Annotated in this window: 13 protein-coding genes; 8 read left to right on the top strand and 5 right to left on the bottom strand. The window is 62.7% G+C overall.

The features are described 5' to 3' along the window. The first annotated feature begins 3 nt into the window (after window positions 1-3). From HKK54_RS25080 to HKK54_RS25055, 6 genes are all read left to right on the top strand, one after another. Window positions 4-1,629, top strand: coding sequence for an ABC transporter substrate-binding protein (locus tag HKK54_RS25080; RefSeq protein WP_169388182.1), 1,626 nt, complete (start codon window positions 4-6; stop codon window positions 1,627-1,629). 66 nt (window positions 1,630-1,695) lie between these two features. Further along, a complete protein-coding gene (locus tag HKK54_RS25075) occupies window positions 1,696-2,649 on the top strand; it encodes an ABC transporter permease (protein WP_029615848.1) in 954 nt (317 codons plus the stop codon). Next, the gene (locus HKK54_RS25070; RefSeq protein WP_169388181.1) at window positions 2,646-3,482 is read left to right on the top strand and encodes an ABC transporter permease; all 837 of its coding nucleotides are present in this window, start codon (window positions 2,646-2,648) and stop codon (window positions 3,480-3,482) included. The genes HKK54_RS25075 and HKK54_RS25070 overlap by 4 nt, the downstream gene beginning before the upstream one ends. 2 nt (window positions 3,483-3,484) lie before the next feature. Continuing rightward, window positions 3,485-5,122: a dipeptide ABC transporter ATP-binding protein gene (locus HKK54_RS25065; RefSeq protein WP_169388180.1), complete on the top strand. Its 1,638-nt coding sequence runs from the start codon at window positions 3,485-3,487 to the stop codon at window positions 5,120-5,122. An 84-nt stretch (window positions 5,123-5,206) separates the two neighbouring features. Then, window positions 5,207-6,376 (top strand): hypothetical protein, encoded by a 1,170-nt coding sequence (locus HKK54_RS25060; protein ID WP_029615849.1) that lies wholly within the window; start codon window positions 5,207-5,209, stop codon window positions 6,374-6,376. Window positions 6,377-6,524: 148 nt separating this feature from the next. After that, window positions 6,525-7,400, top strand: a complete 876-nt coding sequence (locus tag HKK54_RS25055; protein WP_169388179.1) for a LysR substrate-binding domain-containing protein — start codon at window positions 6,525-6,527, stop codon at window positions 7,398-7,400. On the opposite strand, the gene HKK54_RS25050 is transcribed toward HKK54_RS25055, so the two are convergent. The 4 genes from HKK54_RS25050 to fae form a co-directional block, all read right to left on the bottom strand. After that, window positions 7,347-8,720: an MFS transporter gene (locus tag HKK54_RS25050; RefSeq protein ID WP_169388178.1), complete on the bottom strand. Its 1,374-nt coding sequence runs from the start codon at window positions 8,718-8,720 to the stop codon at window positions 7,347-7,349. The genes HKK54_RS25055 and HKK54_RS25050 overlap by 54 nt on opposite strands. A gap of 190 nt (window positions 8,721-8,910) precedes the next feature. Further along, window positions 8,911-10,344, bottom strand: coding sequence for an NAD-dependent succinate-semialdehyde dehydrogenase (locus HKK54_RS25045; RefSeq protein WP_169388177.1), 1,434 nt, complete (start codon window positions 10,342-10,344; stop codon window positions 8,911-8,913). Continuing rightward, a complete protein-coding gene (locus HKK54_RS25040) occupies window positions 10,341-11,375 on the bottom strand; it encodes an aldo/keto reductase (protein WP_169388176.1) in 1,035 nt (344 codons plus the stop codon). Before HKK54_RS25040 ends, HKK54_RS25045 begins: the two co-directional genes overlap by 4 nt. A gap of 10 nt (window positions 11,376-11,385) precedes the next feature. After that, window positions 11,386-11,898: a formaldehyde-activating enzyme gene (gene fae / locus HKK54_RS25035; RefSeq protein ID WP_010169776.1), complete on the bottom strand. Its 513-nt coding sequence runs from the start codon at window positions 11,896-11,898 to the stop codon at window positions 11,386-11,388. A 318-nt stretch (window positions 11,899-12,216) separates the two neighbouring features. On the opposite strand from fae, the gene HKK54_RS25030 reads away from it, so the two are divergent. Beyond that, on the top strand, window positions 12,217-13,467 hold the full coding sequence (locus HKK54_RS25030; RefSeq protein WP_008432895.1) for a ribonucleotide-diphosphate reductase subunit beta: 1,251 nt from the start codon (window positions 12,217-12,219) through the stop codon (window positions 13,465-13,467). A gap of 182 nt (window positions 13,468-13,649) precedes the next feature. Continuing rightward, window positions 13,650-14,138 carry a DUF1289 domain-containing protein gene (locus HKK54_RS25025; RefSeq protein ID WP_169388175.1) on the top strand — a complete coding sequence of 163 codons (489 nt, stop codon included), beginning with the start codon at window positions 13,650-13,652 and terminating at the stop codon, window positions 14,136-14,138. A 157-nt stretch (window positions 14,139-14,295) separates the two neighbouring features. Here HKK54_RS25025 and mdeB read toward each other — a convergent pair whose 3' ends face one another. After that, a complete protein-coding gene (gene mdeB / locus HKK54_RS25020; RefSeq protein WP_169388174.1) occupies window positions 14,296-16,974 on the bottom strand; it encodes an alpha-ketoglutarate dehydrogenase in 2,679 nt (892 codons plus the stop codon). Window positions 16,975-16,994 lie beyond the last annotated feature (20 nt).

Here is a 16,994-nt window from a genome sequence, read left to right as displayed (position 1 = left end):
CTTATGAAAGAGTTGACTACCCTGGACGGCGCCGCGCCGCATCCAGCCGTAAATGATCTGTGTGCCCAAGTCCAAAGCGGCGAAATCAATCGCCGCCAGTTCCTGCGCACGGCCGCGCTGCTGGGCATTACCGTCGCCAGTGCCAGCACCTTTCTCGGCTCCGCACTGCTGGGTAACAACGCCCAGGCCGCCGAGCCGCGCCAGGGCGGCAGCCTGCGGTTTGCCTGCGCCATCCAGGAAATCCAGGACCCGATGCTGATCACCTGGATCGAAGCCTCGAACCTGCTGCGCAACTCGGTGGAATACCTGACCTGGGTCGACGCCGACAACATCACCCACCCGTACCTCGCCGAGAGCTGGAGCCCGTCGGAAGACCTCGCCACCTGGACCTTCAACCTGCGCCAGAACGTGAAGTGGAGCAACGGCGACACCTTCAACGTCGACGACGTGCAGCACAACATCGAACGCTGGATTGCCGCCGACTCCAAGTCGGTGAACCGCACCGCGTTCCAGGACATCAAGGCCTTCGAGAAAGTCAGCGAGTTCCAGTTCCGCCTGGTGCTCAAGCGGCCGATCCTGGCGATCCCGGAAATGCTCAACGCCTTCACCTGCGCCATCGTGCACCGCAGCTTCAAGGCCGGTGACGACTGGGCAAAAAACCCGCTGGGCACCGGGCCGTTCAAGCTGGTGTCGTTTGCCGTCAACAAGCAGGCAACCTTCGCCAAGCGCGCCGACTACTGGGGCAAACCGGCGAATCTCGACGAGCTGCGCTACGTGGACATGGGCACCGATGTGTCCACCCACCTCGCCGCCCTGCAAGCCGGGCAAGTGGACGTGCTGTACCGCGTGACCGTGGCCGAACTGGACCTGGCCAAGCGTTTGCCTGGCGCGCAGTTGCTCACCTGCAAATCCGCGCAAACCGTGGTGATGCGCATGGCCTGCGACCAGAAGCCGTTCACCGACGTGCGCATCCGCAAGGCCGTGGTGCTGTGCGCCGACAACGCGCAGATGCTGAAGATCGCCTATCGCGGCATGGGCACCCTTGGCGAAGACCACCATGTGGCGCCCTCCCACCCCGAATATTTCCCGCTGCCCAAGCGCAACCGCGACGTGGCGGCGGCGAAGAAGCTGCTGGCCGAGGCCGGTTTCCCGAACGGCATCGACATCGACCTGATCGTCGGCAACACCCAGGGCCGTTATGAGCAGGACTGCGCGCAGATCCTGCAGCAGAACTGCCTGGAAGCCGGGATCCGCATCAACCTCAAAGTGATCCCCGCCGCGCAGTACTGGCCGATCTGGGACAAGGCCGCCTTCAGCCTCACCTACTGGGCCCATCGCCCGCTCGGTGTGATGTCCCTGGAGCTGGCCTACCGTGGCGGTGGTGCCTGGAACGAAAGCCATTACAGCGACCCGGCGTTCGATGCCGCGCTGGACAAGGCCATGGGCATTATCGACCCGAAACAGCGTGCGGCGGCGATGGAAAACGTCGAGCGCATCCTGCAGGACGCGTGCGTGATCGTGCAGCCGTTCTGGGGCGACAAGTTCACCGCCGTGAGCAAAAAGGTCCAGGGCTTCCAGGTGCACCCGTCCGACTTCTACCCCATGGACAGTGTGTGGATGAGCGCTTGAGTTAGGCGCGCCCTCCTCCCTGCCCGTACGCGGGCAGGCATCCTTGAACAGTCGGAGCATGCACCCATGGCTCATTTTCTTATGCGCAAGTTATTGGCGCTGGTGGCGACCCTGCTGTCGGTGTCACTGATCGTGTTCCTGGCCCTGGAACTGAATATCGAAGACGTCGCCATCAACGTCCTCGGCCCCTACTCCGCCGCCGACCAGCGTGCGGCGTGGCTGGTGGAACATGGCTACAACCAACCCTTTGTGTGGCGCTACCTGGTGTGGCTCAAGGACTTTGTCAGCGGTGACTGGGGCACCTCGGTGTACTTTCGCGAATCGGTGATCAAGCTGCTGCTGCCGAACCTCGCGCAAACCCTGACCCTGGCCGGCCTGGCCTTGCTGGTGATGGTGCCGGTGGCATTGACCCTGGGCGTGCTCGCCGGAATTCGCCAGGGCTCGGCGCTGGACCGCCTGGTGTCGTTCCTGTCGATCGTCACCACCTCGATTCCCGACTTCGCCAGCGCGGTATTCGTCTCGGCGATCTTTGTGTTCTGGCTCAACTGGCTGCCCGGTGTGAGCAGCATGAGCGAAGGCTTCAGCGCCGTGCAATTGGTGCTGCCACTGATGGTGCTGTGCCTGTTCGGCATCGGCTATCTGGCGCGGATCACCCGGGCCTCGATGGTGGAAGTGATGCAGGCGCCGTACATCCGTACCGCGCGGCTCAAGGGTGCGTCGACCTCACGCATCGTGCTGCGTCACGCCCTGCGCAATGTGCTGATCGCGCCGGTCACGGTGATCATGCTGTACATCCCGTGGTTGCTGTCCAACGTGATCGTGGTGGAGGTGTTCTTCGCCTACAAGGGCTTCGGCTCGCTGCTCTACACCGCCTCGTTGAACCATGACGTGTACCTGATCGAAGCCTGCGCGATGGTCAGTGCGGTGGTGGTGGGCATCACCAAGATCTTCTCGGACCTGGCCTACACCTGGCTCAACCCGCGCATCACCCTGCGCAGTCTCGGCGGAGGTGCCCAATGAACCTGCTGCATTCCTTCAAACATCCGTTGGCCTTGCTGGGTTTGCTGCTGGTGGGCGGCTGGGTGCTGATCGCGCTGTTCGCCCCGTGGATCGCGCCCCATGACCCGCTGGAAAGCTACACTCCCTTACTCACCCCAATGACCGCCGGCGACAACGGCCAGAGCTTTCTGCTGGGCACCGACATGATAGGCCGGGACATTCTCTCGCGGCTGATCTGGGGCACTCGCACCGTGTTGTTCTGGTCGATCCTTGCCACCCTCACCGCCTTTGCCGTCGGCATCGCCATGGGCCTGTGCGCCGGTTACTTCAACGGCTGGGTCGACAGCGTGCTGTCGTATGTCGCGGACACGGTGCTGTCGTTCCCGGTGCTGGTGTTGTACATCGTGATCATCATTGCCCTCGGTGCTTCGGCCCTGAATATCCTGATTGCGGTGACCTTCACCAGCGCGCCGGCGATCTTTCGGATCATGCGCGCCCTGACCATCGACATTCGTTCGCGAGACTACGTGCTCAGCGCCATCACCCAGGGCGAAGGGTCGCTGCGGATCATGCTGGTGGAAATCCTGCCCAACTGCGGCGGGCCGCTGATTGTCGATTTCTGCCTGCGCATCGGCTACACCGCGATCATGATCGGCGCCCTGGGCTTCCTCGGCCTCGGCCTGCCGCCACCGACACCCGACTGGGGCGGCATGATCAACGATGGCCGCGCCATGGCCATCGCCTTCCCGCACCTGGTGATCTTTCCGTGCATCGCCATCTCCACCCTGATGCTGGGCCTGAGCCTGTTGGCGGACGGTCTGGATGAACACGCCCAGAAAGGCGCAAGGACTTGAGCATGAACCACACACAAGTGCTGCGGGTAGAGAACCTGTCCATCGAACTGCCCGCCGGCGCCGACCGCAGCCATGCGGTGCAAGGCATCAGCCTGGAGGTGCGCAAGGGCGAAATCCTCTGCGTGATCGGTGAGTCCGGCTCCGGTAAATCGGTGCTGTCGGCGGCGATCATGGGCGATTACGCCAAGGGTTTGCGGCATACCGAAGGCGTAATCGACTTTCTTGGCGATGATATTTGCACCCTCGATGAGGAAAGGTTGCGCCAGCTGCGAGGCAACCGCATCGCGATGATTTTCCAGGAGCCCATGGCGGCGCTGAACCCGGCGATCCGCATCGGCAAGCAAGTTGAGGAAATCTTCGATATTCACGCGCCGCAGATGCCGGCCGCTGAACGTCGCGAGCGCATGTTGGCGTTGCTGGAATCCACCCAACTGCCGGACCCGCCGCGCATCGCCAACAGCTTTCCCCACCAATTGTCGGGGGGCCAATGCCAGCGGGTGGTGATCGCCATGGCGCTGGCGATGAACCCGGATTTGCTGATCGCCGACGAACCCACCACCGCGCTGGACGTGACCACTCAGGCCCAGGTGCTGAAACTGGTGCGTGAGCTGCGCGGTCGCGGGCAGCACGGCATTCTGTTTATCACCCATGACTTCGGCGTGGTCGCGCAGATCGCCGACCGTATCGCGGTGATGGAAGGCGGCCGGCTGGTGGAAATCGGCGAGCGCGACCAGGTGCTGAATGCCCCGGCCCACGCCTACACCCGCAAGCTGATCGCCGCCGTGCCGGCGCTGCATCCGGAGTTGCACACGCCGAGTGCCGACGGCGAGATGGCCCTGCGCATCGAGCACCTGACCAAGACCTACACCGTTGGTGGCAGCTCGGTGGCGGCCTTGCGCAATGTCTCGCTGCAGCTGCCACGGGGCAAGACCCTGGCGATTGTCGGTGAGTCGGGCTCGGGCAAAAGCACCTTGGTCAAAGCCGCGATCCGCCTGGTGGACAGCGACAGCGGCCATGTGTGGGTCGGCGACACTGACTTCCTGGCCCTGCGCGGCTCGGCGCTGGCGGCGAACCGGCGGCGTATCCAGATGATTTTCCAGGACCCGTATGGCTCGCTCAATCCCCGGCACAGGGTGGGCGACATCATCGCCCGTGCTGCGCAACTGCGAGGTTTGTCGGCCAAGGATGCGTGGGCCGAAGCCGGTGACCTGCTGGAACAGGTGGGCCTCAAGCGCGACGCCCTCAAGCGCAAGCCCCGGCAGTTCTCCGGCGGCCAGCGCCAGCGCATCGGCATCGCCCGCGCCCTGGCGATGCGCCCGGAAGTGTTGATCGCCGATGAGAGCGTGTCGGCCCTGGATGTGTCGGTGCAAAAACAGGTGCTGGAACTGTTGGCCAAACTGCAGCAGCGGCTGAACCTGAGCATCCTGTTCATCACCCACGACCTGCGGGTGGCGGCGCAGATCAGCGACTACATCGCGGTGATGCGCCAGGGCGAAGTCGTCGAATACGGCACCGCCGAACAGGTACTGCTACGGCCGCAAAACACCTACACCCAGACCTTGCTGGCCGCCGCCCCCGGCGCCTCGGAGCTGCCCGCCGCCGGCCCGCCGTTGCGGCTGATTCGACCGCAAGCGCACTGAGTCAACCCTTTACCCCGCGTCGCAGCGTTCGTTGCGGCAAGGGGCTGCTGTTGCCAAAAAATAACCAATAACGAGAGCAAAACCATGCGACCAACCCTTCGATACATCGCTCTGGTCCCTGTGCTCGGCGCCCTTGCGGCACCGGCCATGGCCATTCAAGTCACCGACAACCTGGACCTCGGTGGCGCCGTGCGCGCCCGTTGGGACTACGACCCGGATCGCGGCATCCAGAAGTTCGGCCTCGACACTGCGTTTCTCAGCGCCAAGTACAACTCCGACACCTGGATCGGCGAGGCGCAGTACCGGTTCTACGGGCGCTCGTACCCGTACCAGTACACCAAGAACTACGGCGATATCCAGTTCGCCAAGTTCGCCTGGGTCGGCTACAAGTTCAACCCCGACCAACAGGTGCAAGTGGGCCTGAACACCGTGCCGTTTGGCCTGCAGCCGTACTTCGGCAGCACCTTCTACGAAACCCTGGGCAACGTCATCGGCCTGGAAGATGTGCAGCAGGTCGGCGCCAAGTACATCCAGCAGAGCGGCGACTGGAACATCCAGGCCGGTTACTACCTGCGCCCGGCGTGGCAAGGCAAAGGTACGAGCAAGGGCGTGACCTATTCCAGCGTGATCTCCGAAGCCGACAGCTACGTGGGCGACGGCAGCAACAACCAGGAACGCAACACCGTGGTGGTACGGGTGGCCAAGGCCATGGACCTGGGTAACTGGAAGTCGGAAGTCGGGCTGTCCGGCCTGACCTCCACCCTGGAAAACAAGGACACCAACAACGATGGCCGTCGCAACGCCGTGGCCATCCACTACCTGGGCAAGAACGGGCCATGGGGCGTGCAATTGCAGGCGGCACGGCAGCAGATGTCACCGCGTAACCCGGGCACCGATAGCGTGGTGACGCTGGGCGGTTATGACGGCACGTTCAACGTGGCCAGCCGGGGCAATTTGTATGTGGCAGACCTGAGCTATGACGTGGGTGGCAAGTACCTGTTTGACCAGATCAGCGGCGTGAAGCTGTATGCCAACTACAGTGCGTTTGACAAGTCCGAGGATCAGTTCAAGACCTCGCAGCGGGTGATTCTGGGTACGTCGTTTTCCGTCAGCAAATTGTGGGTAGCGACAGAGTGGTTGATCGGCAAGAACGATCCGTATATTGGTGGGAGCAGCTATACCGAGAGTCTGGGGGCTGGGGGGAGTAACCAGTGGGAGAATCAGTTGTATATGAACATTGGCTACTACTTCTGACTTAAGCTCTCTAGCGCTTTAACTGACCTCATCGCAGGCAAGCCAGCTCCCACATTTGATCGGTGCCGCGGTCAAAATGTGGGAGCTGGCTTGCCTGCGATAGCGTCAGTACCAACACTATAAAAACAACAGGTGTGGAATCCCTTTCATGCGCCAACTGCCCGCCCTCAACATGCTCCGGGTCTTCGAAGAAGTCGCCCGCCACCGCAGCTTCAGCCAGGCGGCCGTGGGCCTCAACGTCACCCAGGGCGCCGTCAGCCGCCAGATCAAACAACTGGAAGACTACCTCGGCGTCGCCCTCTTCATCCGTACGCCCCAGGGCCTGTCCCTGACCGAAGCCGGCTTCGCCCTTTCCCCGCACCTGAGCGACGCCTTCGACCATATCGAACGCGCCTTGCAAGCCGTGCGCGTGCCCAACCTGCGCCAGCGCCTGCGTATCGTTGCGCCGCCGACCTGGGCCACCCGCTGGCTGTCCGCCCACCTGCGCCGGTTTTGCGAGCGTTACCCCGACATCAACCTCAGCGTCACCCACCAGAACAACCACGCGAGCCTCGCGGAAATCGACTGCCAGATCCGCTTCGGCCTGGAACCGGCGCCCCATTGCAGCAGTGAGTTGTTGGTGATGGAGCGCCACATCGCCGTCGCCAGCCCGGAACTGTTCAGCGACGGTCAGCCGCCTGACCTGCGGCGCTTTCCGCTGCTGCACATCCTGCACGACGGCAAGCGCTTGAAGGTCTGGGAAAACTGGCTGGCGGCCATGGGCCGTGAGGATATCGATGCGGACCAGGGCCTGGAATTCAGCACCCTGGACCAGGTGATCCACACCGCCCTGGCAGGCGGTGGGCTGGCGGTGATCGACCGGCAGATGATCGAGCGCGAACTGGCGAATGGCAGCCTGCTGCCGATCACCCCGGTGGAGGTGATCGGCCCGTATGGCTATTGGCTGGATGTGGCGAGTGACAAGCAGGGCTTATCCAAGGTGTGCCTGTTTACGCAGTGGTTGAACCGGGTGAGTAATCCCTGACACCGGGGCTTCGGCCTTGCACGCCTGGCTCAACGTCAGCGCCTTGGTTTCCGGCGCCCAGGCCCAGGAGATGATCGCGCCCAACACCAGGATTGCGGCGAGGATGCCCATGGTCGGGCTCAGGCCGATCCCGGCCACACTCACCGGCAGCAGGAAGGTACTCACCGCCGAACCCAGGCGGCTGACGGCCGTGGCCAGGCCAATCCCGCTGGCCCGCACTTCAGTCGGAAAGCTCTCCGCCGGGAAGACGCCTACCAGGTTGCTCACCGCCGACAGCACCAGGGTGAATACACCAAACGTCAGCACCATCAGCCACGCCATGCTGCCCGGCAACACCGCCAGCAGGAACAGCGCCGCCGCAAGGATGATGAACGAGTTGATCAGGAACCCGCGCCGGGAGAATTTCACGGTGCACCAGATACCGATCAGGGCGCCGATGATCAGCAGCAGGTTGAGCATCAGCTCCGTACCAAAACCTTCAGCCAGGCCCATTTTCTGCAGGATCGACGGCAGGAAGGTGTAGATCGCGAAGTACGGCATCACGATGCACACGAAGAACAGGCAATTGAACGCGGTGCGCTTGCGGTATTCGCGGCTGAACAGCACGCCGTAGCCCGAGCGGGTTTGCGTCGAGGGTTCTTCGTCGAGTACCACATGTTCGCCGAGGTGCTTTTTGACGATGGCACGAGCCTCGGCAATCCGGCCTTGATTGACCAGCCACCGCGGCGATTCGGGGGTGCCGATGCGGGCGATCAGAATCAGCCCGGCGGGAATCGCCGACGACGCCAGCATCCAGCGCCAGGCGTCATCACCGAGGCTGAGCATGGCGGTGCCGACGAAGGTGGCGGCCACGTAGCCAACGGTCCACACCACGCTGAACGAGCCGAGCAGCACGCCACGATGTTTCTTCGGCGAGAACTCGGCGAGCATGGCGTGGCCGACGCTGAAATCGCCGCCCAGGCCAATGCCGATCAGCACCCGACAGAGGAACAGGCCCATGGCGGTTTCGGCATAGAACTGCATCACCGAGGCGACGGTAATCAGGACGAAGCTGACCAGAAAGATTTTCTGCCGGCCGAGGGTGTCGGAGATCCAGCCGAAAAACAGGCTGCCCAAAAACAACCCGATCAGGGCCGAGGCGCCGATCAGGCCTTGCCAGAAGGCGTCCAGTTGCATCTGGGGGCTGAGCAAGGTGAAGGCGATGCCGATCAGGCCAAGGATATAGCCGTCGGTGAAGTGCGCGCCGAAGGTCAGACCGGCGATTTTAAGGTGGAAGCGACCGATGGGCAGGTCGTCGATTTTGATGGATTGAGTGGACATGGTGTTCTCCATATTTTTGTTTTTGACGGAGTAACAGCGGGCAAGCCGAGGGTGATGGTGTGTGGGCTTTTTTTGTGGGAGCTGGCTTGCCTGCGATAGCGGTGGGTCAGGTTGATCATGGGAGGCTGACAGACCGCTATCGCAGGCAAGCCAGCTCCCACAGGGATTTGTGTTGTTTGGTTGGCCGTATTTAGAGGCCGCCCATCAACAGGTATTTGATCTCTAGGTAATCCTCCAGCCCGTACCTGGAACCTTCACGGCCCAGGCCCGATTCCTTGATCCCGCCAAAGGGCGCGACTTCAGTGGAGATGATCCCTTCGTTGATCCCTACCATGCCCGCTTCCAGGCCTTCGGCCATGCGCCATACCCGGCCGATGTCGCGGCTGTAGAAGTAGGCGGACAAGCCGAATGGCGTGTCATTGGCCCGCTGCAGCACTTCGGCTTCATCGGTGAAGCGGAAGCAGGCCGCCACCGGGCCGAAGGTTTCTTCCTGGGCGATCAGCATCTCGCCGTGGGCTTCGGTGAGGATGGTCGGTTCAAAGAAGGTGCCGCCCAAGGCGTGTCGACGGCCGCCGCACAGCAGCTTGGCGCCTTTCTCCAGGGCGTCGCCGACGTGGGCTTCAACCTTGGCCAACGCGGCAGCGTTGATCAGCGGACCCTGTTCGGTTTCGCCGTCCAGGGCGCTGCCGATGCGCATCGCGGACACCGCTTCAGCCAGTTTGCGGGTGAACGCGTCGTACACACCGTCCTGGATAAAGAAGCGGTTGACGCAGACGCAGGTCTGGCCGGTGTTGCGGAACTTGGAGGCCATGGCGCCTTTGACGGCGGCGTCCAGGTCGGCATCGTCAAACACGATAAAGGGCGCGTTGCCCCCCAGTTCCAGCGAGACCTTTTTCAACGTGTCCGCAGCCTGGCGCATCAGCAGTTTGCCGGTGCGGGTGGAGCCGGTGAACGACAACTTGCGTACCACGCTGGAGGCTTGCAACGCGCCGCCGATGGCCACGGCATCGCCGGAGACGATGTTGAACACGCCGGCGGGAATTCCGGCCTGCTCCGCCAACACCGCCAGGGCAAAAGCCGACAACGGGGTTTCCTCAGACGGCTTGAGGATCATCGTGCACCCCGCCGCCAGCGCCGGACCAACCTTGCGGGTGACCATGGCCAGCGGGAAGTTCCACGGGGTGATCGCCGCGACCACGCCGATGGCTTCCTTGGTCACGATGATCCGCGCATCGGCCTTGTGGCTCGGGATCACGTCGCCATAGGCACGCTTGGCTTCTTCGGCGAACCACTCCAGGAAGCTCGCGGCGTAGACCACTTCGCCCATGGCTTCGGCCAGCGGCTTGCCCTGCTCCAGGCTGAGCAGGTGCGCCAGGTCCTGCTGGTTGCTCAGCATCAAGTCGCTCCAGCGCTTGAGGCGTTGGCTGCGTTCCTTGGCAGTGAGCTTGCGCCAGGCCGGCAACGCACGGTTGGCGGCGGCAATGGCCAGGTTGGTTTCTTCGGCTCCAGCGCGTTGTACTTCGGCGATCTGTGCGCCATTGGCCGGGTTGAGCACCGGGTAAACCGGCCCACCGCTGGACCATTGGCCATCGATGAAATTGCCTGTGCGAATCAGCGGGTTCATGCCACGGCCTCTATCAGGTTAAAGCGATCCAGGCCCGGACGGGCGCTGCGCAAAATGCGTTTGCCGGCGGTGTAGTCGTTGATCACGTCGCACGGTGTGTAGTTGCGTTCCAGCTCGTGCAGTTCTTCGGCGTCGAGTTGGGTGTCGAGGGCGGCGAGCGCGCTGTCAAACTGCTCGGTGGTGTCGGCGCCCACCAGCATCACGTCCACACCCGGGTGATTGGCGACCCACGCCTGGGCGATCTGCGCATTCGACACGCCACGGGCACGGGCCACACGTTGTACCGAGTGGGCGATGTCGAAGGACGCCTGGTCGCTGTACATCTGTTGGGTGAAGAAGTCGGTCTGGTTGCGGGTCGACTGCACTTCACCGGTGAGCAGGCCACGGGCCAGCGGGCTGAACACCGAGACGCCCAGGCCCTGGTCGCGGCAGAACGGGATCATCTCGCGCTCTTCTTCGCGGTAGGCGCAGTTCAGTTGCAGCTGCATGTTGATCGGCTTGACCCAGCCATTGCGCTCGCAGGCCATGAGGATTTTCGCCAGTTGCCCGGTGAGCATGGTGGACACGCCGATGTAGCGGGCCTTGCCGGAACGCACGATGTCGTTGAGGGCGCCCATGGTTTCTTCCACCGGGGTGTTCACGTCGAAGTAATGCAGCATGAACACGTCGACGTAATCCATGCCCAGGCGGCTCAGGGACGCATCGATGCTGTCCATGATGTGTTTGCGTGAATGGCCGCTGGCATTGATGCCGCTGCGGGTGCCATAGCCGACCTTGGTGGTGACCACGATGTCTTCACGGCGCGCAACGCGCTTGAGGATGCGCCCCACCACTTCCTCGCCGACACCGGCAGAGTAGAAGTCGGCCAGGTCAATGAAGTTGACGCCGTTGGCCAGGGCGTGGGCGACGATGGGCTCGCTTTGTTTCTCATCGAAGATCCACGGTTTCCAGTCCGGGGTGCCCATGTTCATGGTGCCCAGGCACAGGCGGGAGACTTGCAGGCCGGAGTTGCCCAAACGAATGTATTGCATGGGGATGTCCTCAGGCTTTTGGCGTGTAGAAAGGGTTGCTGATGTGGTTGACCACGTCCGCCAGTTGCGCGGTCTGCGGCAGGCCGGTCAGGGCGGCACGGATCGCCGTGCGGCAGGCGTTGTAGTTGTTGAGGTAGACCGCATCCAGGTCATCGCAGGCCGGGTTGACCCAGTTGGCGGTGACGATGGCCCACTCGTCTTCGGCTTCCGGCGGCAGGGTGCCGTCGAGCAAGGCTTCGAGCACCGCCTTGGCGATCCCGGCCTGGGACGCGCCCCAGGTGGCATTGCCGTGCAGGTCGCTGCCGATGGCGGCCTTGTTGACGTAGAGGGTCATGGGTTTGACCGGGATGTTCGGCTGGGCAATCACCATGAACGGGCAATGGCCCTGGCTTGGGGACGCCAGGCTGGTGGCGAACGCCTGGCCGGCCGGGCCGTTGCGCGGGCCGATGAGGATGTTGATGTGGGCAGCATTGACGCCTGGGCCTTCGAAGCCTTCGCCGATGTACAGATCAAGTGCTTTCATTTCGCAAACGCTCTTTTTTGTTATGGGGAGCTGGTTGGCGAATTTTTAGCACTGGCGCAGGCGGCGGCCGTAACCATTAAAAGTCATGGGGGTGTGAGTTTTGGTCATGGCCCTGCGACCATCAGACCCTTCCTACGCGTTGACCATCGTTAACACACACCATATAGTGTGCCCACAAACACAGACAACCACTACATAGTGTGCAGGAACGCAGTATCTCGACCACACTATGCGCAGTATTTCAATGCCTTGAAGCCTGCAAAACGCACATTTTTGAACGCGGTCACGCCGTCAAACGGACCAGGAAGGAGCAATTCAATGCTGAGTTGGGATGAAGCAGATCAACCAGACACCGGTGACGTAGTCATTCGAGGCGCCAACGCCGGCCACGCCACCGAAGCCAACATGGACCGCCTTGACGGCGCCGGCGCTGCCGCCGCCCTCGAAGCCCGCAACGTGACCGCCAGCGACTCCGCCGCGATCATCCGCGCCAAGGCCGCCCTCGACAAACTCGACGTCGCCGAAGGCCTCGCTGAGCTCGAAGGCTCCGCCGCCCGCGTCGCCGTTGACGAAAAGCGCATGATCAACTGCCGCGCCGACCTCAACCAACTCGTGCCGTTCAAGTACGACTGGGCCTGGCAGAAATACCTCGACGGCTGCGCCAACCACTGGATGCCGCAAGAGGTCAACATGACCGCCGACATCGCCCTGTGGAAAAACCCCGAAGGCCTGACCGACGACGAACGCCGCATCGTCATGCGCAACCTCGGCTTCTTCTCCACTGCTGACTCCCTGGTTGCCAACAACCTGGTCCTGGCCGTGTACCGCCTGATCACCAACCCGGAGTGCCGCCAGTACATCCTGCGCCAGGCCTTTGAAGAAGCGATCCACACCCACGCCTACCAGTACTGCATCGAATCCCTGGCCATGGATGAAGGCGAGATCTTCAACATGTACCACGAGATTCCATCGGTCGCCAAAAAGGCCGCCTGGGGCTTGAAGTACACCCGCTCGATCTCCGATCCGAAGTTCGAAACCGGCACCGTCGAGACCGACAAAGAGCTGCTGCGTAACCTGGTCGCCTACTACTGCGTCCTGGAAGGCATCTTCTTCTACTGCGGCTTCACCCAGATCCTGTCCATGGGCCGTCGCAACAAAATGACCGGCGTGGCCGAGCAGTTCCAGTACATCCTGCGCGATGAGTCGATGCACCTGAACTTCGGTATCGATGTGATCAACCAGATCAAAATCGAAAACCCACACCTGTGGGATGCCGAGATGAAGGAAGAAGCGACCCAGATGATCCTGCAAGGGACTCAGCTGGAGATTGAATACGCGCGCGATACCATGCCACGCGGTGTACTCGGCATGAACGCAGCGATGATGGAGGACTACCTCAAGTTCATCGCGAACCGTCGTCTGTCGCAGATTGGATTGAAGGAAGAGTATCCAGGGACGACGAATCCGTTCCCGTGGATGAGCGAGATCATGGACTTGAAGAAAGAGAAGAATTTCTTCGAGACCCGTGTGATCGAGTACCAGACTGGCGGCGCGCTGAGCTGGGACTAATCCACGACGCAAATCAAAGGTGGGAGCGGGCTTGTTGTGGTGAGGGGGCTTGTCCCCCGTCGGGTTCACCACAGATTGATGGGGCTGCTTCGCAGCCCAACGCGGGGCAAGCCCGCTCGCCACAGCAAGCCCGCTCCCACATTGGGTCCGCGGTGTTCTACAAGACTTTGCACATTATTTTTATGCCCAATCAAACCATCAAGACACCCTGCGTCGGCCTGTGCTCTACCGTTTACGGAGACCTGGTGTGCCGGGGCTGCAAGCGCTATCACCATGAGGTGATTCAGTGGAACGGCTACAACGCCGAGGAAAAACAGGCGGTGTGGCTGCGCCTGGAACAACTGCTGGTGCAGGTGATGACCAGCAAGCTGCAGGTGCTGAACCCGCAACGCCTGCGCCAGCAACTGGAGGACCGCAAGATCCGGTTTGTGCCCCACCAGTCGCCGTATTGCTGGGCGTATCAGTTGATCGCTCGGGGCGCGCGGGTGATTTCCAAGCTGGATGCGTATGGCTTGGCGCTGCTGCCGGAGTTTCGCGAGCGCAATCTGGCGGATTTGCGGGATGCGATTGATCGGGAGTTTTTCCTGTTGTCCGAGGCGCATTACGAGCGGTACATCGCGCCGGGGTTTCTGCGGGAGTCTTTTGGGGCGCCGTTGATAGCCAGTATTTAGGCAACCACACGGAACCAGTGTGGGAGCGGGCTTGCTGTGGCGAGCGGGCTTGCCCCGCGTTGGGCTGCGAAGCAGCCCCATCAATCTGTGGTGAACCCGACGGGGGACAAGCCCCCTCACCACAGCAAGCCCGCTCCCACATTTAGATCTTTGTCGCTCAGAAGGTCCAGGACGGCTCGCGATCGGTCTGCACCCCATAACGCTCTATCGCCTGCTGGCAAACCTGCCTGTCCAGACTCCCCTGCTCCACCAACGCCGTCAGCGCCGCCAGCACGAGGTGATAGCGATCTACCTCAAAGAAATCCCGCAACGCCGCCCGGGTATCGCTGCGACCAAAACCATCCGTACCCAGCACGGTATAAGCCGAATCCACGTATGACCCAATCATTTGCGGCACCGCCCGCACGTAGTCAGACACCGCCACCACCGGCGCGCCCTTGGGCAAGCACTCCGCCAGGTGGCTACGCCGCGCCGGCTGCTGCGGATGCAGGCGATTCCAGCGTTCCACCTCGCGTGCGTCCCGGGCCAGTTCGCTGAAGCTGGTGACACTGAACACTTCAGCTTCAACCTTCCAATCGTCTGCCAGCAACTGCGCCGCCGCCAGGGCTTCACGCACCAGCGTGCCGGCACCGAGCAAGCGCACCTTGCCGCCCACCTGCCCGCTCAACCGGTACAGGCCTTTGATGATCGCCCCTTCGACACCCTCCGGCAGGCTCGGCTGCGGGTAGTTTTCGTTCATCAGGGTCACGTAGTAGAACTCGTCGACGTCGTGCTCCAGCATCTGGCGCATGCCATGGTCGAGGATGACCGCAAACTCGCCGGCAAACGCCGGGTCGTAGGCGCGGCAATTAGGCACCGTGGCGGCCATCAGGTGGCTGCTGCCATCCTGGTGCTGCAAGCCTTCGCCACCGAGGGTGGTGCGCCCGGCTGTGGCGCCCAGCAGGAAGCCACGGGCGCGCTGGTCGGCAGCGGCCCAGATCAGGTCGCCGACGCGCTGGAAACCGAACATCGAGTAGTAGATGTAAAACGGCAGCATCCGCAGGCCATGCACCGAATAACTGGTGGCCGCCGCCACCCAGGAGCTGATGGCGCTGGCTTCGCTGATGCCTTCTTCCAGGATCTGCCCGTCGGTGGCCTCGCGGTAGCTGAGAATCGAGCCAATGTCTTCCGGCTCGTAGCGCTGGCCCACGCTGGAATAGATACCGATCTGCTTGAACAGGTTGGCCATGCCAAACGTGCGCGCCTCGTCGGCGACGATGGGCACGATGCGTGGGCCGAGGGCCTTGTCCTTGAGCAGATTGGTGAGCATGCGCACAAAGGCCATGGTGGTGGACATTTCCTTGCCGTCCGCGTGGGTGGCAAACGCACCGTAGCCCGACACCGGCGGCACGCTGACGGCGGGCGCCTGCTGGCCACGGCTCGGTACATACCCGCCGAGGTCGGCGCGGCGCTGGTGCAGGTAACGCATTTCGAGGCTGTCCGGCGCCGGTTTGTAGAAGCTCAGGGACTCGGTCTGCTCATCCGTCAGCGGCAACTGGAAGCGATTGCGGAAGGCGATCAAAGCCTCGCGGTCGAGCTTCTTCTGCTGGTGAGTGGTCATCTTGCCCTGCCCGGCCTCGCCCATGCCAAAACCCTTTTTGGTCTGGGCCAGGATCACCGTGGGTTTGCCGCTGACCCGGCGTGCAGCGTGATAGGCCGCGTGAATCTTGACCATGTCATGGCCGCCGCGCTTGAGGCGGTCGATCTGCTCGTCGCTCATGCCTTCGACCAGTTTGGACAGCGCCTCGCTTTGGCCGAAGAAGTGTTCACGGTTATAGGCACCGTCCTTGGCGGCGAAGGTCTGGAATTGGCCGTCCACCGTCTGCGACAGGGTGCGGGCCAGTTCGCCATCGGTATCCTTGGCCAGCAAGGCGTCCCAGTCCGAACCCCACACCAGTTTGATCACGTTCCAGCCGGCGCCGGCGAACAAGGCTTCCAGCTCGTCGATGATGCGCCCGTTGCCGCGCACCGGGCCGTCGAGGCGTTGCAGGTTGCAGTTGACCACCCAGGTCAGGTTGTCCAGGCCTTCGCGGGCGGCCAGGGTCAGGGCCGACATGCTTTCCGGCTCGTCCATCTCGCCGTCGCCGAACACGCCCCAGACGTGGCGGTCCGTGGTGTCCTGCAAGCCACGGTGCTGCAAGTAGCGCATGAACCGCGCCTGGAAAATCGAGCTGATGGGGCCAATGCCCATGGAGCCGGTGGGAAACTGCCAGAAGTCCGGCATCAACCACGGGTGCGGATAGCTGGACAGGCCCCGGGCGCCCGCCTTGCCGGCGCCGATTTCCTGGCGATAGTGAGCCAGGTCGGCCTCGCTCAGACGGCCCTCAAGGAAGGCTCGGGCATAGATGCCGGGGGCGGAGTGTGGCTGGTAGAACACCAGGTCACCGCCAAAACCGTCGCTGCGGGCGCGGAAAAAGTGGTTGAAGCCCACTTCGAACAAATCCGCTGCGCTGGCGTAGCTGGCGATATGCCCTCCCAGTTCGCCGTAGGCCTGGTTGGCGCGCACCACCATGGCCAGGGCGTTCCAGCGCACCACTGAAGCCAGGCGTTCTTCGGTGGCCAGGTCGCCGGGAAACGGCGGTTGCTGGTCCACGGCGATGCTATTGATGTAAGGCGTGCCATGCCGGGGCTTCCAGGCGATGTGCGGCGCGCCGCCGGCGTCCGCCAGCATGTCGAGGATCTCCCGGGCCCGCGCCGCGCCGGCGTTGGCCACCAGGGAGGCCAGGGCATCGCGCCATTCGGCCAGTTCTTCCTGGTCCATCGCTGTCTGACTCACTGCACTCGCGAAACCGTTCATGGGCACCTCCGGGCTTTTTT

This window comes from Pseudomonas sp. ADAK13 (genome assembly GCF_012935715.1).
Lineage (GTDB): Bacteria > Pseudomonadota > Gammaproteobacteria > Pseudomonadales > Pseudomonadaceae > Aquipseudomonas.
Note: the sequence above shows the minus strand (reverse complement) of the source record. Positions and strands in the feature narration are given on the sequence as shown.